The following is a 23,524-nucleotide window of genomic DNA, read 5'->3' as shown; positions in this document are numbered from 1 at the left end:
TCTCCGGCCGCAACGCAATAACAAGGAATTATACGATGTCCTCCATTCTCCTTTTGACCTCCAGCCCGCGCTCCGATTCGCTCTCCACGCAGATCGCCACCGAGCTCGCTGACGCGCTGAAGGCACAAAATCCAGGCAAGACGATCGTTCATCGCAATTTGGCGACTTCGCCGCTGCCGCATATCGACGACCTCTTCACCGCCGCCATCCGCAAGCCGGCCGACGCTCGCACGGCTGAAGAGAGTGAAGCCGCAAAAGTTTCCGACCAGTTGGTCGACGAATTGCTTGCCGCTGACACGCTGGTTATCGGCACCGGCCTCATCAACTTCAACATCTACTCGTCGCTGAAGACCTGGATCGACAATATTGCCCGCGCCGGCCGTACCTTCACCTATACCGAGAACGGGCCGGTTGGGCTTGCAACCGGCAAGAAGGCCTACATCGTTCTGGCCTCCGGCGGCGTCTACTCGGTCGGCCCTGCTGCTCCGCTGAACCACGCCGTTCCCTACCTGAAATCAGTTCTCGGCTTTATCGGCATCTCCGACGTCGAAACAGTCTACGTCGAAGGCCTCGCCTTCGGCCCTGAAGCCGCAGAAAAGGCAATCGGTGCCGCTAAGGCCCGAACGGTCGAACTGGCACGCGCCGCCTAATTCAAATTCGTCAATGCATTTCGATCCAGCGGCCGGTCCCCCACCGGCCGCATTTTTGTTGCTGTCAGGGCTTGCTGCGTCCGCCGATGCCGGACAGCATTTCCTTTACCGATTGGAGAATCTCCTGCGAAAGCGCCTCGTCGTCGACGATGCGGGCAAGGCCGACCGCGCCCGCCATGGCGCAGACGGCAAGGATCGCCTTGCGTCTTGCCTCTCCGGCGTCGGCTTCGCCCATCCGTCCGCTCATCATCCTGATATTCTCGTCGATCTGGCGCGTGGCGATGTCCCGCGTCTTCGGATCGCTTCTCGAAAGATCACCCGTTAGCCCGGTGAATGCGCAACCCTCGCCTGGGTGGTCGCGATGCGCGGCGTTCAGGTAGGAATCTATAAAATCGTCGAGGGAAACATCGGCGGCGCTTATGCCCTTTGCCTCCATTCTCCTCGACCATGAGGTGAAGGCGGCCTGCATGGCCTCCGCCACCAGCTCGTCACGCGAGGCAAAGTGCTTGTAGAAGCCGCCGACCGTAAGTCCGGCCTCCTTCATCAGGTCCGCGACGCCGACGCCCTCCAGACCCTCTTCGCGCAAGCGCCTTGCAGCGATCTCGACGATACGTTCGTGCGTGCGCTGTTTCTCTACCTGCGAATGACCCATCGAAAATCTCCAGTCGACAACGCTTGACTCATGTAGATTATCATCATAATCCTGATAGCGGATAATCATAATCCAGATAGCGGTCATTTCCAATAGGAGCACGAGCATGCGTTTGCAAAATAAAGTCGCCGTCATAACAGGCGGAAATAGCGGCATCGGCCTTGCCACTGCGGAATTGTTTCTCAAGGAAGGCGCCAAGGTCGTGATCACTGGCCGCAATGCGAAGACGCTTGCCGAAGCTGCCGAAAAGCTTGGCAAGGGCGTGCTTGCGCTTCAGGTAGACGTCAACGACGCCGCTGCGACGGAGGAGGCCTTTAACAAAGCCGCCGCCGAATTCGGCAAGTTCGATATCGTCTTCGCCAATGCGGGGATCGCCGGCGAGACTGCGATCGGAAAGACAACGCTTGAACAATTCGAAACGATCGTGCGAACCAATTTCACCTCGGTATTCTTCACAGTGCAGGCAGCGCTGCCGCACTTGAACGACGAGGCCTCCGTCATTCTGAACGGATCGGTGCATGCCGTGCTCGGCATACCAGGCTATTCGGCCTATGCAGGAACGAAAGGTGCGGTTCGCGCCATGACCCGCAACCTTGCCTCGGAGCTTGCCCCGCGTGGCATCCGCGTCAACCAGGTAACGCCAGGCGGCACCCGGACGCCGATCTGGAACTCGAGGGCGTTGACGGAAGAAGCAGCAAGTGCGCTGGAGGCACAGATTGGAGCAATGAGCCCGCTTGGGCGCATGAGCGAGGCCGATGAGATCGCCAAGGCGGCACTCTATCTGGCATCGGATGACTCGCTAAACGTAACGGCCATCGAAATCACCGTCGACGGCGGCGCAACCAGCGCTCCCTCAGGCGCCAAGGCGTTTCGCAGGTCCTGAACATCAGGTGTCTTGTTGCGGATTAAGAGGTCGCCTTTCGGCGGCTTCTTCACACTGGGACGGCCCCAACCTTGCCGTCCTGGCCGACGACGCAGTTGCGGCCGTTTTTCTTTGCCTCGTAGAGCCTGTCGTCGGCGACGGCCAGGAGGCCATTGAAGCTCGCCGCATCGCTGCCCGTGGTCGCCACGCCTACGCTGACCGTAATCGGATGCCCATCGAGATTGCGGACACTGTTGGCGACCTGCCAGCGTAGATGCTCGGCGAGCAACAGGCCTTCGGCATGGTTGGTACGGGCCGAGAGAACGACGAACTCCTCCCCGCCAAAGCGGAAAAGCCTGTCGGTGGGACGGAGCATGGCGGTCAATTGGCCGGCAACCGCCTTCAACACCTCGTCGCCATGCAGATGGCCGAATCGATCGTTGACGTCCTTGAAATGATCGGCATCGAACAGCAGGATCGTCGCGACCTCGCCATTTTCCGCACCGCCCCTCACCAGTTGAGGGCCTTCAACTTCCATGCGGCCGCGATCGAAAACGCCGGTCAGCATGTCGCGGCCGCTGCGTGACAGGAGATCGTGGTAGCGCTCGCGGAAAGTCAGATCGTTGAAGACATCGCCTAGGGATCGCTGCGCAAGGGCCGCCCCATGGCGGCGAACGGTGGCTTGATAGAAGGCAAACAGGGCCGAATAGATGCAGACCGACAGCATCTTTGCCAGCCAGCCTCCCCAAAAGACGGACAACGGCACACCCAGAAAATAATGCAGCGCTGCAAAGAAGCCCACCTGGTCGAATGTCAGGAGCACGAAGCCGGAAAGCATGAACCGCAAGACGACCCAGCGCTGAATGACGCGCCCAAGCTTCTCATAGAGAAGGATGATGCCGAGCGAATCGAGATAAAGCAGCGCAGTGCCCCAGACCATCAGCCAACCCATCTCACTCAAGAAGCTGACATCGGCGTTTCGGCCTTGCGACACTTCGACAGTGACGTGAAATTGCAGAAACCATGCGATACTGACCGTCAGGATATTGCCAAGAAATAGGCCATAGATCGGCTGGCGAACCGTCGCTGCATCCTCCTTCAGGTATAGCATCAGGATCATCATCAGCTTGCCGGCGAAGAACACGGAGGAACCCGGCGAAACGATGCCGAATGGCAGCGCGATATAGAACACTGCGGCAAGATAGGTCTCCATGAAGTGCATGACGCCGAGCGCGGTCAGAAAGACCCCGAGCCCGATCCGCTGACGGAAATGCAGAAGCGTCACCATGATCGCAAAATAGGCGACCGCCTCGGCGACGAATAAAGCCAGATTGACCCTTTCCATCACATTGCCCGATCCTATTCCGACGCTCTCTCATATCGCGTCGGCTCATTGAAAATTCAATCGAATATGCAGATCGTTCTTACGCCCGACGCCTGATGTTGGTGTCGTCAATCAGTCGGCATCCTTGAAAAGGCTCTACCTGGCCGAAAGGCACGATTCGCCTTTCGAGACGATACAAAGCTGATCATCGCGACAATCGTTTAAAATTAAGTATAACGTTAAAATAATTTAGCGAGCGCTACCGCACCGCGAGATGCCGCCTGGCAAGCGACCTTGCATGGCGGACCGGATGATGGCGTCGCCGCAAATCTCGAAGATAGCTTGAGCTAGACCTGGCGGCTCTTTTCGCCGTCGCCGAAAAGCGAGGTGCCGTGCTGATCGATGATCTGCTGGGCCTTGCGAAAGGTGGTCTCGACCGCGTCGTCGACAGATGTGAACACGTCGGCGCGGATGAAATTGCGCACCAGCGTCTCGCCGTTCACCTGCTTTTCGATGCGGCCGGCAAGGCGGAACTGGTTGCCCTCGCGCTGCGGGGTCGCAAAGATCTGGCAATCCGCATAGAGCTGCGGTGCGGCGGCAGCGGTCGCCGCAGGTGGTTTTGCCGTTGCGCCGTCGGAGCCACCACCGGTGAAGACGCCAAGAATTCTGGATAATATCGAAGCCATGTTTCGCCTTTAGCACGCGCGGGTTAGGCCGCAAAGTTCAAATAATGAGGTTTGCCAGAATCTCATTTTCGGTAATGTCCTCGTAGCCGAGACCGGCACGCTCGAAATTCTCCGTCAAAAGCCGGAAACTGTCGGGTCTTTTGACTTCAATCCCGATCAGGATGGAGCCAAAGTTGCGGGCGCTCTTCTTTAGATATTCGAAGCGGGCAATGTCGTCGTCCGGACCCAGAAGATTGAGAAAGTCGCGCAAGGCGCCGGGGCGTTGGGCCAGCCTAAGGATGAAGTACTTCTTCAGCCCCGAGTAGCGCATGGCCCGTTCCTTGACATCGGGCAGCCGCTCGAAATCGAAATTGCCGCCGGACACGATGGCAACGATCGTTTTGCCACGGATGGTATCGCGGCCCATCGCCTCGATTGCCGTAATCGACAGGGCGCCCGCCGGCTCCAGCACCACACCCTCGACATTCAGCATATCGGCGATTGTCACGCAGATCGCATTTTCCGGCATCAGCATGACCTGCGACGGGGAAAATCGCTTCAGTGCTGCAAAATTGAGGTCGCCGATCCGCGCCACCGCCGCTCCATCAACGAAATTGTCAACCTTCGGCAGCGTCACCACCCTGCCCGCTTCCATGCTCTTACGCAGGCTCGGCGCGCCGGCAGGCTCGGCAAACACAAAGGCGCTCTCAGGAAGCTCGCCTTCGAAATAGCCGGTAACGCCGGCGGCGAGACCGCCGCCGCCCACAGGCATGACGATCATGTCCGGCCGCACGCCGTCCGGGAGCAGTTCGGCGATCTCGGCGGCCACCGTCGCCTGGCCCTCGATGATATCCGGATGATCAAATGGCGGCACCATGACGCCGTCGATCTCCTCGACATAGTCGCGGGCTGCCTGATAGCACTGATCGAAAAAATCGCCGAAGAGCCTGATGGTGATGAACTCGCCGCCGAAGGTGCGGGTCTTGTCGATCTTTTGCTGCGGCGTCGTAACCGGCATGAAGACAACACCCGGCACCCCGAAATGGCGGCAGACGAAGGCAAAGCCCTGAGCATGATTGCCGGCCGAGGCGCAGACGAAGGTCTTCGATGTCCCGCCTGCGGCAATCACCTTGCGGAAGAAATTGAAAGCACCGCGAATCTTATAGGAGCGCACGGGCGACAGGTCCTCACGCTTCAGCCAGATATTGGCATCGTAGCGTGCGGAAAGATGTTCGTTCAACTGCAGGGGTGTCGCCGGGAACAGGCCCCGCATCGCCTCGGTCGCACTATCCACATCTTGTTTCGTCATGGTCTTCAAAGCCCGTTTTTTCGTCGCCCTTCGCTATTGCACAACCTCGACGCCCAAAGGAAGGCTTCGGCCGCTGATTTTGAACACCGCGAGGCGATTTTGCCGGCCGCTCGCCCCATCCGATCCGGCTTGTCGCAATCGGGATCGTACCCGGCAAGCGACAACTTGCCGCCAACCCACAATAAGCGAATTGACATGAACAGTAGTACTATTCCCTATATGGCCAGCCATCATGATGATGGTTAGAAGCTCGCCATCGCCGCGTGATCGCGGTTCGGCGGGCTTCGCCTTTCCCGGGGCGCCGTTAACCCTGGCTGCGAAATTTCGCACGCTATGGCCTCGTGGCTGACATGTTCACTTTTATTCCGCGGCGCAGCCGGCTAACATGACGATATGATGACATCGATTTTTCTAAGAACCGTCGCCTGGTGCGTTCTCGCCTATATTGTTTTCGTGACGATTTCCCCGATCGACCTCAGGCCAGATACGATCATTTCGGTCAATATCGATCGAGCCGGCGCCTATACCGTGCTCGGCCTGCTATTTGCATCCGCCTACCCCCGGCACTGGAAGACCGTAGCTATCCTGCTCGCTATAGGTGCTGTCGGCTTCGAATTCCTGCAGGAATTTTCTCCGACACGCCACGCCCGCGTCGATGACGCCATCGTCAAGGCTGTCGGCGCACTGGTCGGGGTGGCGATCGGCCATCTCGTCAACAGGACGCGCCTGCGCCGGCTTTCCAACGCCTGATCGAATTGCTCCCATCACAAAAATTGCGCGATCCACGGCTTCCAAAATCGGCCCGCTCAAGGTACTGAAATCGCTCGATGCGGACGTGGCGAAACTGGTAGACGCAAGGGACTTAAAATCCCTCGGCCTTGGCTGTACGGGTTCGACCCCCGTCGTCCGCACCACTCTGATTTCATTGCCGAATTTTCTGGCTTTCGCTTATTCTCCAACTTCTATGAAATTTTCTGGACCTGCAGGCGGGTAAACGGCTCAGAAATGTGCTTATTATAATCTACGACTAGAACATTGCCGCGGTCCGACCGCCAAATTTGATAAACGTCTTTTCTTCTATCTAGCCTCCATATTCGATGACGTCATATCTACGGCTAAGTAAACGGCACAAAGGCGTAGGATTTTTTGCCGTTCGTTCGTACGTGACCGAGCCCAGGAAACGGAAGGTGTGCTCCTCCAATCAAGTGTCTGTCTTTCGCCACATCATCGAAAACGCGGAAGTGCTCCTGTTCAACCTCAGCTCTATCGGCGTCGTATCCGATCGTGACGCTAAGGGCGTCAAGAAAGTGATCCGCTCGGAAACACATCTTATATGGGCCGCCTATCGCACACAGCTTTTCAATCCAGACGATCTCGACAACGTCAAGAGAGTCCAAGCCGGATATAAGACAGAGCCGCTGTCCAAATTCCTTGGCAAGCCCGCCCCAAAAGCCGCGCCTGCCGTTGATTTCCTCAAGCCGCTGACACCGGCCGACGAGAGGAAATCGCCCGAGTTTTTCAACATCCTGAACTTCGTACTGCCCGACCGACCCTTCCGAAGCCAAACGGATGGCGCGTTTTGCCAGGATCCGTGTTGGCGCAGTGAAGACCTTCGACGCGAGCAAGCTCTCGCCCGAGATGAAAACCGCCATCGAGCAAGGAATGGATGGCCGATGCCTGGGCTGAACTCGCGAATATGGAGAAACAAAAAATCGACACGGGACAAGTGACCTCGGGAGACGTCTTCGGCACGCGGGCGTATCTGAAGAACAATTACCTCTACCGCATGGCCGGTGCCGTGCTCGGCATCGGAGGCAATTCAAAGCAGGAGGCGATATAACCTGTCTATGTCACCGATGGCGGCGTGACGCTCTACGTTCAGAACGAGTCGCCGGGCAAGGACAAGGATCCGAACTGGCTGCCCGCCCCCAAGAGGGCCGTTCATTGCTTTTATGCGCCTCTATCGGCCAAAGGAAGCGGCGCTCGACGGGACATGGAAGCAACCGCCGATGACGGAAGCAGCGTGAGAGACGGGAATGCCAAGCGCTGCCGGATATCCGCTTTTGGGCACAAACCGGAAGGCCATGGTTTTACGAAGAAGCTGCCGCTGACTGGCGACGCTTGTATCCAGTGTGGCGTTCTCGACGCTCGCCTCCGACGAAGCGCCCTGATTTAAAGAAAGTCCGAAGCGATTGTGAGTTGGCTCACATGTGGAAAGACCCGCCGGCCCCCAAGGCTTTCAATCGTCTATGAAGGACGGCCACTGCGCGCTGCGGCTCTCGCCTCTGTGTTAGGTCGGGGCTCGAAGACAAGGATGCTATGATGTAAAGAACTGACGCAGTGCTAGAGCCATCCACCGGAAAAGCCTGCCCGTTTCAAGCCTGCTTTTATCGGCGGACTGCGGCGCATGATGTTCCAAAGCAGGCCAGACCGGTAATTTTCGATCATCAGCACGACGGGTCCTTGGTCGATGCCAAAGTGGTAGGGCGACACCCACGACCCGATAGGGCTGTCTTCGACCGGAAATGTCTGATTGAAAGAAGGCTTGAACCCATAGAGGCGCGTCATACCAAGGTTCATCCGGGCAAAGTTGCGAACCGTCGGGATGACGATCTCGGGGGCGAATGGCAGTGACGCAATGACGACCCAAGGCGAGACCGTCCCGTCGTCAGGACCGAACGGAGCGCCACGGGCGATGTAGTCGAAGAACTGTCGCTCGACACCGTCAATCTCTCGTGTGACCCAACCGGGCCCGTCGCTGGCGGTGAATCCCCAGCAATATTGCCCATAGCCAACGAAATTCGTCGGGTTGCGAATGGCATATTCCTGCTGGACGAAGGTCGCCTGGCGGCTGTTCTCGAAATAGTCGCTGTCATGCTGCCGCATGAACTCATCGCGGATGCCTCGAAAATCCACCCACATATGGGAAAGTTGATGGGTGAACAGCGGCCCCGAATACAGCACATCGCGGCCGTAGATATTTTTCCAGTCGTAGGTCGCGGTGTAGGCAGTATAACTCGCTGGCTCCAATGGGTGCGTCGGCGAACCTAGACCCAGAATGTAGAGCAAAAGGCCTTCGTCATAGCCCTGCCAACGATGGGGAATAAACCCGGTTTCCGGATGCCAACCATGCGTTAGCGATGGACCGCCATCACAGGCCCAATTCCAATCGGCTCGCTCATAGAGCGCGTTGGCGAGTTGGCGTATTTCCGCCTCCTCGGCGGTGTCGCCATCGAAATAGGCGGCAACCGTCAAAGCGCCGGCAAACAGGAACGCCGAGTCAATCGTGGACAGCTCGCATTGCCAGACGCGCCGACCCGTCTCAATGTCCAAAAAATGGTAGAAGAAGCCCTTGTAACCAGATGAGTCCGGCTCTGGACCCTGCGGACAATCCATCAGGTATCGCAACCGCCTGCGGGTGATCTTCGCGGCAAATTCGCGGATGATGACCCCGCGCTCGACGATAACCGGAATCGTCGCAAGGGCCATGCCGATTGCCGCGATACTTGCCGGCGCGCTCGGCTCCGTTTTGTCGCGCACCAGCCCATTGTCCGGGTTCGTGACTTGCAGATAGTACAACAACGTCGTGAACTGGAGCCTGCTCAAATCCTCATCGGTCGGCAGGCGCTTGAGATCGGGATCGGTGGACAGCAACTCGGGCATGAAATTGCTCCGTTGACTGAGTATCTCTGTAATGCCGAGAATCGGGCATGCCATCCGGATTTTTGGGTATCCGTAGTCGTCATCCTGCGACGACAATCACAGGCCATTCTAGTCTATTTGAGATGTCCGGTCACGATCCGCTCCGGCCCAGCTTTTTGCCAGTGCGGCAGGATTGCAAGAGATATCGCTCCTTTTGGCTCCATCAGATAAGCGATCTGCATCTTCAACCAAAACCTCTGGCCGGGCCAGCGGCATTAGTGTTCTTGATATTACCAATCCAGAAGAAACATATCAAAAGATCAAAGCGATCGTCGACTCGCGCAACTGACGCCGATGCCGATCGATGAATTTACCAGCGATGCAACAGCAGCGTCCCGAGCTGTGGAACAGCTAGCTGCCGGTTCCCGCCATCTGGGACCGCACCAGGTCTTTAAAAGCTTGAAATCTTGGGCTTGGCATTTCGCCCTCGCTGTGCCGGGCGGCGTCTTCACCAAAAAAGCGCAGCCCTTCGAAGGCTGCGCTCTTCCTTGACGATAAGACCAGTTGCCGGGATCAGGCGAGCTTTGCTGCGAGCTTGGCGATGTGGGCGCCCTGGTATCTTGCGGCTTCGAGTTCGATCTCGGAGGGCTGGCGCGAGCCGTCGCCGTTGGTGATCGTCGAGGCGCCGTAGGGCGAGCCGCCCTTGACTTCCTCGGTACCCATCTGGCCCTGGAAGGCGTAGGGAAGGCCTGCAACTGCCATTCCGTGATGGAGGAAGGTCGGCAGGAAGCCGAGGATCGTCGATTCCTGGCCGCCGTGCTGCGTTGCCGAGGAGGTGAAGGCCGAGCCCAGCTTGCCCACGAGCTTGCCTGCGAACCAGAGGCCGCCGGTCTGGTCCCAGAAATTGCGCATCTGGGAGGTAACCGTCCCAAAGCGGGTGCCTGAGCCGACGATGATGGCGTCATAGTCTGCCAGTTCGTCGGGGGTGGCGATCGGTGCAGACTGGTCCGTCTTATAATAGGAGGCCTTGGCGACTTCATCCGAAACCAGTTCCGGAACGCGCTTGACGACGACATCGGCGCCTGCCGACTTTGCCCCTTCAGCAACTGCATAAGCCATTGTCTCGATGTGACCGTAGGCAGAGTAGTAGAGAACCAGAACCTTAGCCATTGAAGTCTCCCTATTGTTGGACGTGTTCAATTTCATCGTGATTTGTATCAGCGCCATGGCGTGGGCACAGCCCCTTAAGCCGGGACGCACTGTTCACCCGATGTAGACGAAAATTCACTTGCGGTATCGAAATTCGCTCCAGCGACAATCGGTGCAGTACTGTTTGCAATCGCCCCGAATGACGCTACCTATCTATGACAATTAGTTAATTCACGGATATTTCCATGACCAATGAAACGATCGTCACCGCCGCCATGTTGGCTATCGGCGATGAATTGCTGTCCGGCCGCACCAAGGACAAGAATATCGGCCATCTCGCGGACTTGCTGCTGATGTCCGGCATCGATCTCAAGGAGGTTCGCATCGTCGCAGACGATGAAGACGCGATCGTCGCCGCGCTGAACGCCCTTCGTGCCTCCCATGATTATGTCTTCACCTCGGGCGGCATCGGTCCGACGCATGACGACATCACCGCCGATGCCATTGCGAAGGCATTCGGCGTCCCTTGCGAACATGATGCGCTTGCCATGCAACTGATGGCCGAGATGTACCAGCGGCGCGGCATGGAATTCACCGAGGCGCGGCAACGCATGGCGCGCATGCCGGTCGGCGCCACCCACATCGCCAATCCCGTCTCGACGGCACCTGGTTTCGTCATCGGCAATGTCTATGTGATGGCGGGCGTGCCGCAGGTTTTCCAGGCAATGCTCGACAGTGTGATCCCGACGCTACGTGTCGGCACGCGCATGTTGTCGACGGCCATTGCCTGCCCGTTCGGCGAAGGCGATATCGGCTCGCCACTTGCCGCCATCCAGAAATCGCATCCGGATACCAGCATCGGCTCCTATCCGCGCTATGTCGGGCAATCCTTTTCGACCGAAATCGTGGTTCGCGCCCGGGCGGCGGCGGCGATGGAAGCGGCAGCGGAAGAAGTGCGGGCGATGATCGAGGCGATCCGTATTTCCAAAACCAAGGAAAATCATTCTGCTGAAGCCTGATGCTCAACAACGCGTTGAACCAGCTTTCGGAAGAGGTATCGAAATCGAAGCATTGACAGGGCCTTGGATAGGATGAACTTTCATCCGTAGGGGAGATCAAATCATGTCCTATAAGACCATACTGGCTATTCTCGACACCTCCGAAAATGCAGGCGTAGCAATCGATTTTGCCTTTGCGCTGGCGGCGGAACACGGAGCGCATGTGATCGGACTGCACGCCGAAATCGTCTCGGCCGTGCCGCTCGTCGCACCGATGGAAATTCCGGACCCGGTGGCAGTACAGGCCCTACAGGACATGGCCCGGGCGGAAGCAGCCGAAATCGAGCAATTGTTCCGGGCCAAGGGCGAGAGCAACGGGGTTTCCTTCGAATGGCGCAGCTTCGCCAGTTCCGTCGGGTATACCTCGCAGCCGCTGCTCGACAGCGCCCGCAGCTCCGATTTGATCATCGCGGTTCAGCCCGATCCGGCGCGGCCCTCGGACGCGCATGTCGATGTCGAGAGCTTCCTGTTCGAGAGCGGCCGCCCGATCCTGATGGTGCCCTATATCTTCAAGCAGCCCAAGCCGATCAGGCGCGTTTTGATCGCCTGGAACGGCTCCAAGGAAGCGACGCGCGCGACATTCGATTCAATGCCCTTTCTGAGGGCTGCCGACGCGGTCGAAATCTTCTCGGTCGATCCCGTCGAAAGTACCTGGCAATCGCCGCAGACGACAGGGACGGAAATCGCAGCGACGCTTGCACGCCACGACGTCAATGTCACGCTTGCGACGGCAGAGAGTGCGGACAAGTCGCCATCGCATGTCATCGAAAACCGCCTTTCCGACAGCAGCATCGATCTGCTTGTCATGGGCGCGTATACGCATTCCAGGCTTTGGCAGATGATTTTCGGCGGAACGACCAAGACGCTGCTGCGCTCGATGACGGCGCTGACGCTGCTTTCGCGCTGACACTGCTCTGGTGCTGACTGGAGGCTCGGCTGCGCAGCTCTTGCCTTTTTGGGGCAAATCCAGCTAATAGCAGCGACCAATGACAGACGTCCCGCCGGGCAAGCTCACGCGCTGTCTCAAGCTGCGTGAACTGCGTTTAGAGGTTTGGACCGTGGTCCGCTGGTAATGCGGGTCTCGTCAGGGTCGCCGGCATGCCGGTGTGTCGTCATCCCGCGCCTACCGGAGCCTAAACACCATGTCCCTCCCCGATAAAGCCTTCCCCGTATCCTGGGATCAGTTTCACCGTGATGCGCGCGCGCTTGCTTGGCGCCTCGCAGGCCTCAAGCAGGACTTCCGGGCAATCGTCTGCATCACCCGCGGCGGACTGGTGCCGGCCGCGATCATCTCGCGGGAACTCAATATCCGGCTGATCGAGACGGTGTGCATTGCGTCATACCACGACTACGTCAACCAGGGCGAAATGAACCTATTGAAGGGGATAACACCGGAGCTCTGCACCGACGGAGGCCAGGGCATTCTCGTGCTCGACGACCTGACGGATACCGGCAAGACGGCCGCCGAAGTGCGCGCCATGTTGCCGAAGGCGCATTTTGCCTGCGTCTACGCCAAGCCGAAGGGCGTCCCGGTCATCGACACCTTCGTGACCGAGGTTAGCCAGGACACCTGGATCTATTTCCCCTGGGACATGGGCTTCACCTATCAGGAGCCGATTGCCAAGGGCCATGCCGGCTGAACTTCTGAAGGTTCGTATTGACGATCGAGGCGCAGGTTGCGCCCCGATCGCGTTTTCGACCTTTGCACGATCAACACCCACTGCCACGCCGTGACAAGTTGAGATGCCGGTGTCCAGACGGTCGCCTGAGTTGCACGAATCAAGCGCATGGGCGAGACGCTACCATCCGGCCTTTCCCAGCCCACGGGCGGCTCGGATAACTATGGCTGCCATTTCCTGAACGCCGTGACCCCTTGTCCGGCAGCGTCTCCAGCGCGAATCACGGGCGCTTTCGCCAGCTTGTGACGGCGGCTTGGTGACATTTCAGCAACAGTCACAATCTTGTCACTTTTTTGCGTGACCCGCAGGCGAAATGCCTCCGGTTGGGGAGGTCATGCTCTAATATTTCCCGCCAAGCATTTGACTCCTCGGCGTTTTCTGGGTTTCCCCCAGTTTCCACAGATCACCCACAAGATATTGTGGTTACTGAAGTCTTTAAAACCAGCCCTTGACGGAATCGGGTGTTTCAAAGTTAATAGACCAACGTTGGGGCGGCGCTGAACCGGACATGACTACGAGGCCGGTTCTTCCTGAAATCGGAGTTGGAATCGCAGGGGAATTGCCCATGAGGGGCATTCACCTTGGGAGGATTCCTGCGACTTCAAAAAGCTTCCGAAAACGAGAGATGGGACTGGCGTAAACAAGCTGTTAATACTATATTTAGTGTTTGCAGCCATCATCACCACAAGATACAGGATAAACATCTCCGGATGACTCTCCTGTCACGAAGCGGACGAACACTGGCTGCGCGATCAAGCACGCGAAGCCGGACGAGGAACTTTGCGCCTTGGTCACGGGACGAGACGCAACAACTATAAAGGTTACGGACATGCGCATCGAACGTCGCTTTACGAAGGCCGGCCAGTCGCCCTATGCGGAAATCGAATTCCGCAAGGCGACCAGCGAGATCAAGAACCCGGATGGTTCGGTGGTCTTCCGGCTTGAGAACATCGATGTTCCGGCGCAGTTTTCGCAGGTTGCAGCCGACATTCTGGCGCAAAAATATTTCCGCAAGGCAGGCGTTCCGACCAAGTTGAAGCGCGTTGAAGAGAACGACGTTCCGTCCTTCCTCTGGCGCTCCGTTCCCGACGATGCTGCACTCAAGGGCCTCTCCAAGGAAGAGCAGAGCGGCTCGGAGATCGACGCACGCCAGGTCTTTGACCGCCTCGCCGGCACCTGGACCTATTGGGGCTGGAAGGGCGGCTATTTCACGTCTGAAGAAGACGCCCTCACCTTCCGCGACGAGCTTGCCTACATGCTCGCCACCCAGCGCGTCGCGCCGAACAGCCCGCAATGGTTCAACACCGGCATGCATTGGGCCTATGGCATCGACGGTCCCGGCCAGGGCCACTATTACGTCGATCCATTCACCGGCAAGCTCACCAAGTCGAAATCTGCCTACGAGCATCCGCAGCCGCATGCCTGCTTCATCCAGTCGGTCGAGGACGATCTCGTCAACGAAGGCGGCATCATGGACCTGTGGGTTCGCGAAGCGCGCCTGTTCAAATACGGCTCCGGCACCGGCTCGAACTTCTCCTATCTGCGCGGCGAAGGCGAAAAGCTTTCGGGCGGCGGCCGCTCCTCCGGCCTCATGAGCTTCCTGAAGATCGGCGACCGCGCTGCCGGCGCCATCAAGTCGGGCGGCACGACGCGTCGCGCCGCCAAGATGGTCGTTGTCGACATCGATCACCCGGATATCGAGGACTACATCAACTGGAAGGTCAAGGAAGAGCAGAAGGTTGCCGCCCTCGTCACCGGTTCGAAGGTCGTCGCTCGCCACCTCAAGGCGATTATGAAGGCCTGCATCAATTGCGAAGGCGGCGCCGGCACCGGAGAAGATTGCTATGACCCGAACAAGAACCCTGCCCTGAAGCGCGATATCCGCGCCGCCAAGAAGGATCAGGTACCGGAAAATTACGTCCAGCGCGTCATCCAGTTCGCCCGCCAGGGCTACACGGATCTGAAATTCAAGACCTATGACACGGACTGGGATTCGGAAGCCTATCTGACGGTTTCCGGCCAGAACTCGAACAACTCGGTCTCGATCAAGGACGACTTCCTGCGCGCTGTCGAAAACGATGCCGACTGGAACCTGACCGCCCGCAAGGACGGACGCGTCATGCGGACGCTGAAGGCCCGCGACCTGTGGGAGCAGATTTCCTACGCCGCATGGGCATCGGCCGATCCGGGCCTGCACTTCAACACGACGATGAACGACTGGCACACCAGCCCGGCCGAAGGTCCGATCCGTGCGTCAAACCCGTGCTCGGAATACATGTTCCTCGACGACACGGCCTGCAACCTTGCCTCGCTCAACCTTCTGCAGTTCAAGGACGCGGCCACCAAGCGCATCAATATCGGCGACTACGAACATGCCGTCCGGCTCTGGACCGTCGTTCTCGAAGTGTCGGTCATGATGGCGCAGTTTCCCTCGCGCCAGATCGCCGAGCGCTCCTATGAATACCGCACCCTCGGCCTCGGCTATGCCAATATTGGCGGCCTGCTTATGTCGACGGGCATCCCTTATGATAGCGACGAAGCCCGCGCCATTGCAGGATCGCTGACCGCGATCATGACCGGCGTCGCGTATGCGACATCAGCCGAAATGGCCTCTGAGCTCGGCCCCTTTAAGAACTTCGCGCCGAACCGCGACAACATGCTGCGCGTCATGCGCAATCATCGTCGCGCCGCCTATGGCGAGACCTCGGGCTATGAAGGCCTGTCGATCAACCCGGTCGCGCTCATCCACTCCGAGAACCCGGATCAGGATCTCGTTGCCCATGCCAAGAGCGCCTGGGACAAGGCAATTGAACTCGGCGAAAAGCACGGCTACCGCAATGCCCAGGCAACCGTGATTGCGCCGACCGGCACGATCGGCCTCGTCATGGATTGCGACACGACCGGCATCGAGCCTGACTTTGCGCTGGTGAAATTCAAGAAGCTCGCCGGCGGCGGCTACTTCAAGATCATCAACCGCGCCGTTCCGGAAGCGTTGCGCACGCTCGGCTATTCCGAGAGCCAGATCGCCGAAATGGAAGCCTATGCCGTCGGCCATGGCAACCTGAACCAGGCGCCGGCTGTCAACCCCGGCTCGCTTCGCTCCAAGGGCTTCACCGACGAAAAGATCGAGGCGCTGAACGGCGCCCTGAAGCAGGCCTTCGACATCAAGTTCGTCTTCAACCAGTGGACACTCGGCACCGACTTCATGAAGACCGTGCTGAAGGTCTCCGACGAACAGCTCGGCGACATGAGCTTCAACCTGCTCGACCATCTCGGCTTCTCCAAGAAGGATATCGAGGCTGCCAACATCCACGTTTGCGGTGCGATGACGCTGGAAGGTGCGCCGTTCCTGAAGGACGAGCACCTGGCGGTCTTCGATTGTGCCAATGCCTGTGGCAAGATCGGCAGGCGCTATCTCTCGGTCGAGAGTCACATCCGCATGATGGCCGCAGCGCAGCCCTTCATCTCGGGTGCGATCTCGAAGACCATCAACATGCAGAACGAAGCGACCGTAGAGGATTGCAAGAACGCCTATCTGCTTTCCTGGAAGCTCGGCCTGAAGGCCAACGCACTCTATCGCGACGGCTCCAAGCTTTCCCAGCCGCTGAACTCCTCGCTGATCGAGGACGACGGCGACGAGGATGCACTAGAAGAACTGCTGCAGGCTCCGATGGCGGCACAGACCGTCACCATTACCGAGAAGATCATCGAGCGCGTTATCGAACGGGTCAGCCGCGAGCAGGAAAAGCTGCCGACACGACGCAAGGGTTACACTCAGAAAGCCAAGATCGGCGGTCACACGCTGTTCCTGCGCACCGGCGAATATGACGACGGGCGCCTCGGCGAAATCTTCCTCGACATGAACAAGGAAGGCTCGGCGCTGCGTGCCCTCATCAACAACTTCGCCATCTCGGTGTCGCTCGGCCTGCAATATGGCGTGCCGCTCGAGGAATATGTCGACGCCTTCACCTTCACCAAGTTCGAGCCGGCCGGCATGGTCCAGGGCAATGACGCGATCAAGAATGCGACGTCGATCCTCGACTACGTGTTCCGCGAGCTTGCGATCTCCTATCTCGGCCGTCACGACCTTGCCCATGTGGACACGTCGGACTTCAACAACACGTTGCTTGGCCGCGGCGTTTCGGAAGGCAAGGCCGACATCGTCTCCAAGGGCCTGACCCGTGGCTACAAGCCGACCTTGGTCTCGGGCGGCGAGCGTCCGGCAGGAGAACTGAAGGGGGCGGCAACGGCTGCCCCTGCGAAAGCCTCGGGCGGCGCTGTGATCACCTCCTTTGCGGGCAGTGCCGCACGCAAGCTGGAGCCAAGCACAGTCGTCTCCACCTCGGAAGTCCTCTCCTTCAAGCGAGAATACGAGGAGCGCGCCAAGGAGCTCGTGGAAGAGGTGATCGAGGAAATCGCCGTCGAGGAACGGGCCAACGCCCTGTTCACCGACAAGGCCGCAGCAGAGGCCGCCTCTGCCAAGACGGACGCCAAGAAACTGGAATCCGAACGCCGCGCCCGCTCGATCATGCAAGGCTACACCGGCAACATGTGCTCCGAGTGCCAGAACTTCACCATGGTCCGCAACGGCACCTGCGAAAAATGCGACACTTGCGGAAGTACTAGTGGGTGCTCCTGAATACTCATCGTACTCCTTGTTGGATAGGCTCAACTGAAATAGCACGAACTCCAGTAGTCGGAGTCACGAAACCTCGCTCTGAAGAGTCACGATTAACCGGCGTAAGACAGACCTTACAAAACTGATGGCACCACAACGCAGGGGCCATCAGTTTAGGATCGAAACGGGACCTGCCAAAAGTGAGCTACCCGTGGAGTAACATTCTGTTGAAGATCAGTTCTGGCCTTACTTGGTTTGTCTGTCACGTCCACTGAAACACCATACGGGAGCCGATTGGTTGGACTCTTCCAACTAAAACCCTTCCCAGAGGCGGGAAACTGAGACTTCCAGGCGCTCGGCGCCTGGATTCCCATCAGAGCAATACAGGTGAAAATCCGATCCAATAGTTAGCCGACGTGGCAAGAAACAGCTGGTTCCGGGCCGAAATGGATGCAAGAACTGGCCAATCCTGTTTAGAGTTCCAAAAACCAAAAGATCCAGGCGCTTCGGCGCCTGGTAAATCACAAGCGAACAAAGGCGATCAACCCTTCGATCGGATCCCGGTTTAAGGTGCCAACCTCAACCTCGAGCGAGCCTCGCCCCACTTTAAACACGGGCCTCGCAGCGTGACCTTCAGCCTATTTCAAGTCCTCCTCGCTCTGCAGCAGACGCATTATCGACGCGTCCTCTCGCCTCCGGCACATCCAATCCTGATCGTGGACTAAGGCACTCGTCGATCGGGTTCTATTGATCCAATCAAGCGACGGCCGGTAATCCGCCTCAATGCGGCTGTGGCTCCGTGTTTATGAGTCTACAACCTAGTAGATTGTGTCGCACTCCGGCGGACACCTCACTGGTGGCGCGAGCAGCTAGAGCCTCGGTCGCGCCGGAGCCGATGTTACCGTGCGACGATCGCTTCGACAGCGACGTGCAAGGCGACCTTTTCCGGAGAGCCTTTGTCAAAACCAAGCTTTCATGAGAGCTCCCCGACACCGATGCTGCGAAGTACGGACAATGCGGCGGCACTCGGCTGAGCGGCCTTCAGCTTGTCGATATCGAACAGATCGACCGCGTTGGTGGCCTTGGAGGCATCGGCCCGAGAGATCCTTCTGCTGGGTCGCCAGGGTCCAGTTGCCGGGCGTGATCGTCGCCAGCGTTTGAACACGATCGTCCCGCTTGGCGGTTGACTGACGACGGGGACCGCAATGCCGGCGCCTAGTCGGACTTAATTCATTGTAAATTTCAGGTAACCGTCGCAAACCATATTTCGTTCAATGAAATATTGTCGTAGTCAAACAGAGACAAATCCCTATTCACCAGTTGCTTTAGTATACTCTTATCAATCCTATAAGATGTATCTCCCATTTTTTGATAGAAAATTGTGTATACTTTAAAACTATCTAAAATACTCGACAATTTAGTTGACAACGCATATTTTACAAAGGCAATTGGAGCGAGCGCGCACACGTGCGCGGGAACCTCGTTGTCAAGTAAAACCGCTCCCCAGTTCTCATTCGGCGGTTCCCAATCTATCGAGCTTCCTGGCAGCGCACGCCTCAAGGCCTCCAGCAGCTCTCCCGTTCGGGTGGACGTCCACTTGTCCCGTGACTTAAGCGCGTCCCGAAAAATATCCGTTAGATCGATCATTCTCAATTCCCTGGGGACGCGTGAACCATTCCAGATTCGGTCCTATACACCCGCCGAGGTGCAGCTCGTAAAACTTACGACGTAGATGCGCCCAACATCCGGCCAACTTGATCGTTTCATTGCTGCCGGACTTGGCGCGCTCTTTGATCATGCTGGTATAGGCCGAGTAACCGTCCACTTGCAGGATGCCACTGAACCCGACGAGATGACGCGCGACACACTTGCCACCTCTGCTGTCTTCGAAGCGATAGGCAACCATCGGCGGACCGGACCCGCCAAACGGTCGGTCGTCGCAGGCATATGCCCACAGCCACGCCTTCATCGTTCTACCAGAGCCGGGAACCAATGTCGGCAACGTCGTCTCGTCCGTGAATACGCTCTCACTGGCTTTGATGCGCTCCAGGATGTAATCCGCCAGGATCCGCAACTCGAAGCCCAGATGCCCCATCCATTGGGCCATCAAAGAGCGGCTGAGAACCACGCTGTCGCGCAGATAGATCGCCTCTTGGCGGTAAAGCGGAAGACCATCGGCGTATTTCGAGACCGCGATATAGGCCAACAACCGTTCGCTCGGCAGGCCGCCTTCGATGATATGCGCTGGTGCCAAAGCCTGCAGCACACCGTCACGCTCCCGGAATGCGTATTTCGGGCGGCGTGTGACGATGACCCTGAACTTTGGCGGTATGACATCGAGCCGCTCGGATCGATCTTCGCCGATCAGAACTTTCTCCAAGCCCTGGCATTCGTCGGGGATGTCCGGCTCGATGACTTCCTCGATGCGCTCCAGATGGGCAGCAAAACCTTTGCGAGGCCGCGCTTCCCTCTTTGGCCGTTCTTTGCCGACCTGGCCGAGTTCACGATCAATCGCGGCAAGGCCAGCCTCGATCTCCTCGAAAGCGAAGTCTATCTGGTCGTCATTGATCGCCAGCCGCAGACGCTCGGAGCGCGTACCATTTTGGGCACGCTGCAAAACCTTCAAGATCGCCGTCAAAGTGGTGATCCGCTCGTCGGCTTTCTGTTGGACAGCCTTCATTCGGGCGATTTCGGCCTCAGTCGCAGCCTTCTCTGCGCTCATCGCGATGATCATCGCTTTCAGCGCTTCGACGTCGTCAGGAAGGTCGGGACCGGGTAAAATCATGATGCCAGTAAAGCATAAAATCGACCGATTTCCCAACACTTACAGCGACATGATTCATCTTGCCGCAGGCCTGTTCAGCCTGTCGAAAGCGGTCTGCGCACTTGGGCAGGCCTGATCCTTTTCCAGTCCATACCAGCCAGAAGTGCCATCAACTGCGCATGGTCGAGGCGGATGCGCGTGGCTGATTTCGCTGGCCAGTAAAAACCATTTTCCTCAAGAATTTTTGCGTAAAGGCAGACACCTGTACCATCCCACCAAACAATGCGGATCCGGTCTGCTCGCTTCGATCGGAAGATAAAAAGCGCGCCACTGAAGGGGTCAAGACCGCCATCCCGCACCAAGGCCATCAACGACGCAGCGCCCTTGCGGAAGTCGACCGGTTGACATGACACGTAGACCACGACACCCGAAGCGATCATGCCTGCCGTACCGCTCTGACAATGCCGCTCAGCAGCGCCGGATCGATCGAGGCGCTGACGCGAAGTGTCGTGTCGCCCACCTTTATCTCGACGGTGTCCGTCCGCACGGCCTCGAAACGGGTAAAAGCTTCATCGTTTCCGGCTGCCTTCAGGCGCTGAACCGTACCAGTTGCGAGGGCTATTCGCCGCCATCCAAAGAGCTGCGACGGATCCATTCCATGGGCACGCGCCACTGCAGAGACATTCGCGCCGGGGGCAAGCGCTTGCTCCAGGATCAGAGCCTTCGCTTCGTCTGACCACAACTTCGGCTTTCGCCGCGTTCGCACCGGATCCGCCGTCAGAATTTCGAACGTGCGACCCTGATTCATATCTTCGCTCATAGGTTTCCCAGCATGATTCATGCTGAAAATGAGCGATTTCCCGTCTCGATGCTACGTGGGATGGCATATCCGCTTACGAATAAGTCGCTGAAGGTTTTTGATCGATGTCAAAACAAGCGAATGTTCCTTCTTGCTGAGAATAGTTTCGCTATGGCTATCACCTGCACTTTCTGCACGATTCAAGGCCATAGCGTAGACTATCTCTAAAGTGCCCCACTGATTAGTGAATTCATCCTTCCAAGAAGGGGACGCCAACTCAAGTGTCGATGCAAGTCCCTTCAAGCGAGACAATAGGAGACCAAGGCTCAATCTCTCCTCGTTAAATAGACTTAGCTGCTCGATCATCAACTGATACTGGCGTCGATCGTGTGCGTGTTTCAAATCGTCGTTCATCGTTTCTCTCTATTGTCCGATCAGGCTCAAGCATCGACTTGCCCGCTTTTATATTGCCCGTTGTGAACGACCTCCTAAAAGAGAGGGCTCACTATATTTTCGAGTCATAATTGCTATGAACAACGAGATCACGCCGGAAGTTGTAGATCAAATGAAGAAGCCGCATCCGTCCCTCTTGTTAAACGTCCACCCTGTCGCAGAAGTTCGTATGCTTCAGGCCCGACCCAAAAGTAGGCGATTCTTTCAAAGTTATTTTTCTTGAATGCTGATTGAAATTGACGCATTAGCCGCTGTGCCAGTTTGCTATCGGACCATGTTTGAATGAGACCATTAAGTAAAACTTTATCTTCCCACATACCCCCAGCGTTAAATTCGATGCAATCCGCGCAGTTCGAAATAGAAAAATAAGCCTTATCTATCCCTTTCACCTTCTCAGTTATCATATTTATCGAGACATTTTTCTCCGCAACAACGTATCTCTCGCATGTGGCAGACGCAGGTCGCGATGCCTTTCCAAGGCCGCTTATTGAACTCGCGCTATAGTACACCGGAGCATCATCGCCGGGTGGCACGTATAGATCGTGGTTCGCAAGAATATACTTAAGCGACATCTTCTCCTCTACTAGGCGCGTTACAGAAAAAATATCCCTGCCGGTTGCATAGAAAAAAATGCGCTTCATCGCCTGAGTGCCTTTTGCAATAATTTGCGAGATTGAATCCAATGAGGTGCCTTTAGGTACCAGAATTAAGCGATCACCGCTTTGTGACGCTGCCTGTATCCGAGCCGCCGCTGCTGCTTCGGACGGCGTCAGTGTTGTTCCGTCGGCCAATGTGGTGACCGTTTGGATCCGCACGACACTTCCATCAGCCGCTTGTGCTGTGATATCAAACAAATGAGCTACCTGTAGTCCCAGGTCCAGCACCAGCTATATATTCCTCTGGAAGCACCCCTCCACCTCCGGTAATGCGATAACCTTGTTAGGCAAGGATCTGTCCGCTGACGTCCGTAGCGGCATTGACGGTGAGCGCCCCATACGAAGTGATGTTGCTAGCTGTCAGCGAAGTTGCATTCACCGTCAGGTCGCGGTTCGACTGAATGGTCCCGGCCGCCATATTGCCGGTCGCAGCCGCATTGAGGAGCCCGGCTGAGAGTAGGATGCCCGTTGCAATGTTGCCGTTGGTGGCCGTTAGGCTGAGATCGCCGAGCGCGCCGAGCACGACGTTGCCGTTCGGAGCCGCCTGAGTGGCGGCAATATCGAGACCGGAGACGACCATTCCGGTCGAGATCGAGCGGCCGGTGGCCGTCAGATTGCCTTCAGCGAACACATTGCCGGAAGCGGCGATATCTAGGCCAGCAGTGAGACCGATATTGTTGTAGCTCAAAAGCGACGCGGCCGAGATCGCGCCGGATGCCGCGGTGATCGTCAGCGCACCGTTGCTATTGGCAGCACCGGCAATTGCTATATCCCCGGAGGTCGCAGAAAGCGTTGCCGCACCACTGCCGGCCGTCACGCTGCCGGCGGCAATACCGGCAGCAGAACTCATCTGCACATTGGTGGCGCTGTTGACATCGGCCACAACGCTCAGAAGTCCGCTGCCGCTCGACAGCACAATATCGTCATCGGCCGCGACCGATTGCAGCGTGATACCCTGATCGGCCTGGACCGTCACCTTCTGGTGCGCCGTCACTTTTGCCGCCGTCACCTTCGACTTCGAGCTGATGCTGACGCCTTGGCTTCCCGAAACATTGCCGATCGAGATCTTGCCGTCGGCCGACAGTGACAGTTCGCCGGCATTGGCGGCCATGTCGCCGGCCATGTTGACGCCGGCACCCTTCTCGGTGACGACGATCTTGATGCGGTCGGCCTGCATGGCGCCGAGCGCCGAGCCATCGATGGCATATTCCGGCGTGCCCGAGGTTGCCGTCAGCGCCGTCGCC

The 23,524-nt window shown here is 57.7% G+C and carries 18 protein-coding genes, 1 tRNA gene and 3 pseudogenes; 9 read left to right on the top strand and 13 right to left on the bottom strand.

All coding sequences use genetic code 11. The features are described from left to right. The first annotated feature begins 35 nt into the window (after positions 1-35). Positions 36-650, top strand: a complete 615-nt coding sequence (locus AB4Z52_RS10655) for an FMN-dependent NADH-azoreductase (RefSeq protein ID WP_442217887.1) — start codon at positions 36-38, stop codon at positions 648-650. 64 nt (positions 651-714) lie between these two features. Here AB4Z52_RS10655 and AB4Z52_RS10650 read toward each other — a convergent pair whose 3' ends face one another. Continuing rightward, positions 715-1,302, bottom strand: a complete 588-nt coding sequence (locus tag AB4Z52_RS10650; RefSeq protein WP_442217886.1) for a TetR/AcrR family transcriptional regulator — start codon at positions 1,300-1,302, stop codon at positions 715-717. Between the two features lie 106 nt (positions 1,303-1,408). Between AB4Z52_RS10650 and AB4Z52_RS10645 the strand changes: the two genes are divergently transcribed. Then, entirely contained in the window at positions 1,409-2,185 is a 777-nt protein-coding gene (locus AB4Z52_RS10645) for an SDR family NAD(P)-dependent oxidoreductase (protein WP_442217885.1), read from the top strand. A gap of 49 nt (positions 2,186-2,234) precedes the next feature. Here the strand turns inward: AB4Z52_RS10645 and AB4Z52_RS10640 are convergent, their stop codons facing one another. From AB4Z52_RS10640 to ilvA, 3 genes are all read right to left on the bottom strand, one after another. Next, a complete protein-coding gene (locus AB4Z52_RS10640; RefSeq protein WP_442217884.1) occupies positions 2,235-3,512 on the bottom strand; it encodes a diguanylate cyclase in 1,278 nt (425 codons plus the stop codon). A gap of 323 nt (positions 3,513-3,835) precedes the next feature. Then, positions 3,836-4,174: an HlyU family transcriptional regulator gene (locus AB4Z52_RS10635; protein WP_442217883.1), complete on the bottom strand. Its 339-nt coding sequence runs from the start codon at positions 4,172-4,174 to the stop codon at positions 3,836-3,838. A 37-nt stretch (positions 4,175-4,211) separates the two neighbouring features. Beyond that, complete coding sequence (gene ilvA, locus AB4Z52_RS10630) at positions 4,212-5,462, bottom strand: threonine ammonia-lyase (RefSeq protein WP_442217882.1); 1,251 nt, start codon at positions 5,460-5,462, stop codon at positions 4,212-4,214. Between the two features lie 396 nt (positions 5,463-5,858). Between ilvA and AB4Z52_RS10625 the strand changes: the two genes are divergently transcribed. The 3 genes and pseudogenes from AB4Z52_RS10625 to AB4Z52_RS10615 form a co-directional block, all read left to right on the top strand. Further along, positions 5,859-6,212 carry a VanZ family protein gene (locus tag AB4Z52_RS10625; protein WP_442217881.1) on the top strand — a complete coding sequence of 118 codons (354 nt, stop codon included), beginning with the start codon at positions 5,859-5,861 and terminating at the stop codon, positions 6,210-6,212. Between the two features lie 79 nt (positions 6,213-6,291). After that, positions 6,292-6,376: transfer RNA gene (locus tag AB4Z52_RS10620), tRNA-Leu, on the top strand. Between the two features lie 378 nt (positions 6,377-6,754). Next, positions 6,755-7,489, top strand: a pseudogene (locus AB4Z52_RS10615) (DUF1214 domain-containing protein); the annotation flags it as partial. Positions 7,490-7,805: 316 nt separating this feature from the next. On the opposite strand, the gene AB4Z52_RS10610 reads toward AB4Z52_RS10615, so the two are convergent. Together AB4Z52_RS10610 and wrbA are read right to left on the bottom strand one after the other, a co-directional pair. Beyond that, entirely contained in the window at positions 7,806-9,125 is a 1,320-nt protein-coding gene (locus tag AB4Z52_RS10610; RefSeq protein ID WP_442217880.1) for a glucoamylase family protein, read from the bottom strand. Positions 9,126-9,677: 552 nt separating this feature from the next. Then, complete coding sequence (gene wrbA / locus AB4Z52_RS10605) at positions 9,678-10,274, bottom strand: NAD(P)H:quinone oxidoreductase type IV (protein ID WP_442217879.1); 597 nt, start codon at positions 10,272-10,274, stop codon at positions 9,678-9,680. A 224-nt stretch (positions 10,275-10,498) separates the two neighbouring features. Here wrbA and AB4Z52_RS10600 point away from each other — a divergent pair, with 224 nt between their 5' ends. From AB4Z52_RS10600 to AB4Z52_RS10585, 4 genes are all read left to right on the top strand, one after another. Continuing rightward, the gene (locus AB4Z52_RS10600) at positions 10,499-11,272 is read left to right on the top strand and encodes a competence/damage-inducible protein A (protein WP_442217878.1); all 774 of its coding nucleotides are present in this window, start codon (positions 10,499-10,501) and stop codon (positions 11,270-11,272) included. Between the two features lie 103 nt (positions 11,273-11,375). Beyond that, positions 11,376-12,218: a universal stress protein gene (locus tag AB4Z52_RS10595; protein WP_442217877.1), complete on the top strand. Its 843-nt coding sequence runs from the start codon at positions 11,376-11,378 to the stop codon at positions 12,216-12,218. Between the two features lie 235 nt (positions 12,219-12,453). After that, positions 12,454-12,951: a xanthine phosphoribosyltransferase gene (gene gpt / locus AB4Z52_RS10590; RefSeq protein WP_442217876.1), complete on the top strand. Its 498-nt coding sequence runs from the start codon at positions 12,454-12,456 to the stop codon at positions 12,949-12,951. Between the two features lie 868 nt (positions 12,952-13,819). Continuing rightward, on the top strand, positions 13,820-17,629 hold the full coding sequence (locus AB4Z52_RS10585) for a vitamin B12-dependent ribonucleotide reductase (protein ID WP_442217875.1): 3,810 nt from the start codon (positions 13,820-13,822) through the stop codon (positions 17,627-17,629). Between the two features lie 1,221 nt (positions 17,630-18,850). On the opposite strand, the gene AB4Z52_RS10580 is transcribed toward AB4Z52_RS10585, so the two are convergent. The 7 genes and pseudogenes from AB4Z52_RS10580 to AB4Z52_RS10550 form a co-directional block, all read right to left on the bottom strand. Further along, positions 18,851-19,255 carry a hypothetical protein gene (locus AB4Z52_RS10580; RefSeq protein ID WP_442217874.1) on the bottom strand — a complete coding sequence of 135 codons (405 nt, stop codon included), beginning with the start codon at positions 19,253-19,255 and terminating at the stop codon, positions 18,851-18,853. A gap of 55 nt (positions 19,256-19,310) precedes the next feature. Beyond that, positions 19,311-20,393, bottom strand: a pseudogene (gene tnpC / locus AB4Z52_RS10575) (IS66 family transposase); the annotation flags it as partial. 74 nt (positions 20,394-20,467) lie between these two features. Beyond that, positions 20,468-20,812, bottom strand: a complete 345-nt coding sequence (gene tnpB / locus AB4Z52_RS10570) for an IS66 family insertion sequence element accessory protein TnpB (protein WP_442217873.1) — start codon at positions 20,810-20,812, stop codon at positions 20,468-20,470. Then, on the bottom strand, positions 20,809-21,192 hold the full coding sequence (locus AB4Z52_RS10565) for a transposase (RefSeq protein WP_174042404.1): 384 nt from the start codon (positions 21,190-21,192) through the stop codon (positions 20,809-20,811). The genes tnpB and AB4Z52_RS10565 overlap by 4 nt, the downstream gene beginning before the upstream one ends. Positions 21,193-21,243: 51 nt before the next feature. Beyond that, positions 21,244-21,585 carry a hypothetical protein gene (locus tag AB4Z52_RS10560; RefSeq protein ID WP_442217872.1) on the bottom strand — a complete coding sequence of 114 codons (342 nt, stop codon included), beginning with the start codon at positions 21,583-21,585 and terminating at the stop codon, positions 21,244-21,246. Between the two features lie 128 nt (positions 21,586-21,713). After that, a complete protein-coding gene (locus AB4Z52_RS10555; protein ID WP_442217871.1) occupies positions 21,714-22,478 on the bottom strand; it encodes a hypothetical protein in 765 nt (254 codons plus the stop codon). Between the two features lie 91 nt (positions 22,479-22,569). After that, positions 22,570-23,524 (bottom strand): annotated as a pseudogene (locus AB4Z52_RS10550) (hemagglutinin repeat-containing protein); the annotation flags it as partial.

Source organism: Rhizobium sp. 2YAF20 (assembly GCF_052114685.1).
Lineage (GTDB): Bacteria > Pseudomonadota > Alphaproteobacteria > Rhizobiales > Rhizobiaceae > Rhizobium.
The sequence above is the reverse complement of the archived record's forward strand: the minus strand, read 5'-3'. Positions and strand labels throughout refer to the sequence as shown.

What these genes read in the sequence shown, in the direction of transcription:
- tnpB (WP_442217873.1), bottom strand. Translation starts at nt 20,812, where the DNA reads ATGATCGCTTCGGGTGTCGTGGTCTACGTGTCATGTCAACCGGTCGAC.
- AB4Z52_RS10610 (WP_442217880.1), bottom strand. Translation starts at nt 9,125, where the DNA reads ATGCCCGAGTTGCTGTCCACCGATCCCGATCTCAAGCGCCTGCCGACC.
- AB4Z52_RS10595 (WP_442217877.1), top strand. Translation starts at nt 11,376, where the DNA reads ATGTCCTATAAGACCATACTGGCTATTCTCGACACCTCCGAAAATGCA.
- AB4Z52_RS10650 (WP_442217886.1), bottom strand. Translation starts at nt 1,302, where the DNA reads ATGGGTCATTCGCAGGTAGAGAAACAGCGCACGCACGAACGTATCGTC.
- AB4Z52_RS10580 (WP_442217874.1), bottom strand. Translation starts at nt 19,255, where the DNA reads ATGATCGATCTAACGGATATTTTTCGGGACGCGCTTAAGTCACGGGAC.
- AB4Z52_RS10635 (WP_442217883.1), bottom strand. Translation starts at nt 4,174, where the DNA reads ATGGCTTCGATATTATCCAGAATTCTTGGCGTCTTCACCGGTGGTGGC.
- AB4Z52_RS10600 (WP_442217878.1), top strand. Translation starts at nt 10,499, where the DNA reads ATGACCAATGAAACGATCGTCACCGCCGCCATGTTGGCTATCGGCGAT.
- ilvA (WP_442217882.1), bottom strand. Translation starts at nt 5,462, where the DNA reads ATGACGAAACAAGATGTGGATAGTGCGACCGAGGCGATGCGGGGCCTG.
- AB4Z52_RS10565 (WP_174042404.1), bottom strand. Translation starts at nt 21,192, where the DNA reads ATGAGCGAAGATATGAATCAGGGTCGCACGTTCGAAATTCTGACGGCG.
- wrbA (WP_442217879.1), bottom strand. Translation starts at nt 10,274, where the DNA reads ATGGCTAAGGTTCTGGTTCTCTACTACTCTGCCTACGGTCACATCGAG.
- AB4Z52_RS10625 (WP_442217881.1), top strand. Translation starts at nt 5,859, where the DNA reads ATGACATCGATTTTTCTAAGAACCGTCGCCTGGTGCGTTCTCGCCTAT.
- gpt (WP_442217876.1), top strand. Translation starts at nt 12,454, where the DNA reads ATGTCCCTCCCCGATAAAGCCTTCCCCGTATCCTGGGATCAGTTTCAC.
- AB4Z52_RS10655 (WP_442217887.1), top strand. Translation starts at nt 36, where the DNA reads ATGTCCTCCATTCTCCTTTTGACCTCCAGCCCGCGCTCCGATTCGCTC.
- AB4Z52_RS10585 (WP_442217875.1), top strand. Translation starts at nt 13,820, where the DNA reads ATGCGCATCGAACGTCGCTTTACGAAGGCCGGCCAGTCGCCCTATGCG.
- AB4Z52_RS10560 (WP_442217872.1), bottom strand. Translation starts at nt 21,585, where the DNA reads ATGAACGACGATTTGAAACACGCACACGATCGACGCCAGTATCAGTTG.
- AB4Z52_RS10645 (WP_442217885.1), top strand. Translation starts at nt 1,409, where the DNA reads ATGCGTTTGCAAAATAAAGTCGCCGTCATAACAGGCGGAAATAGCGGC.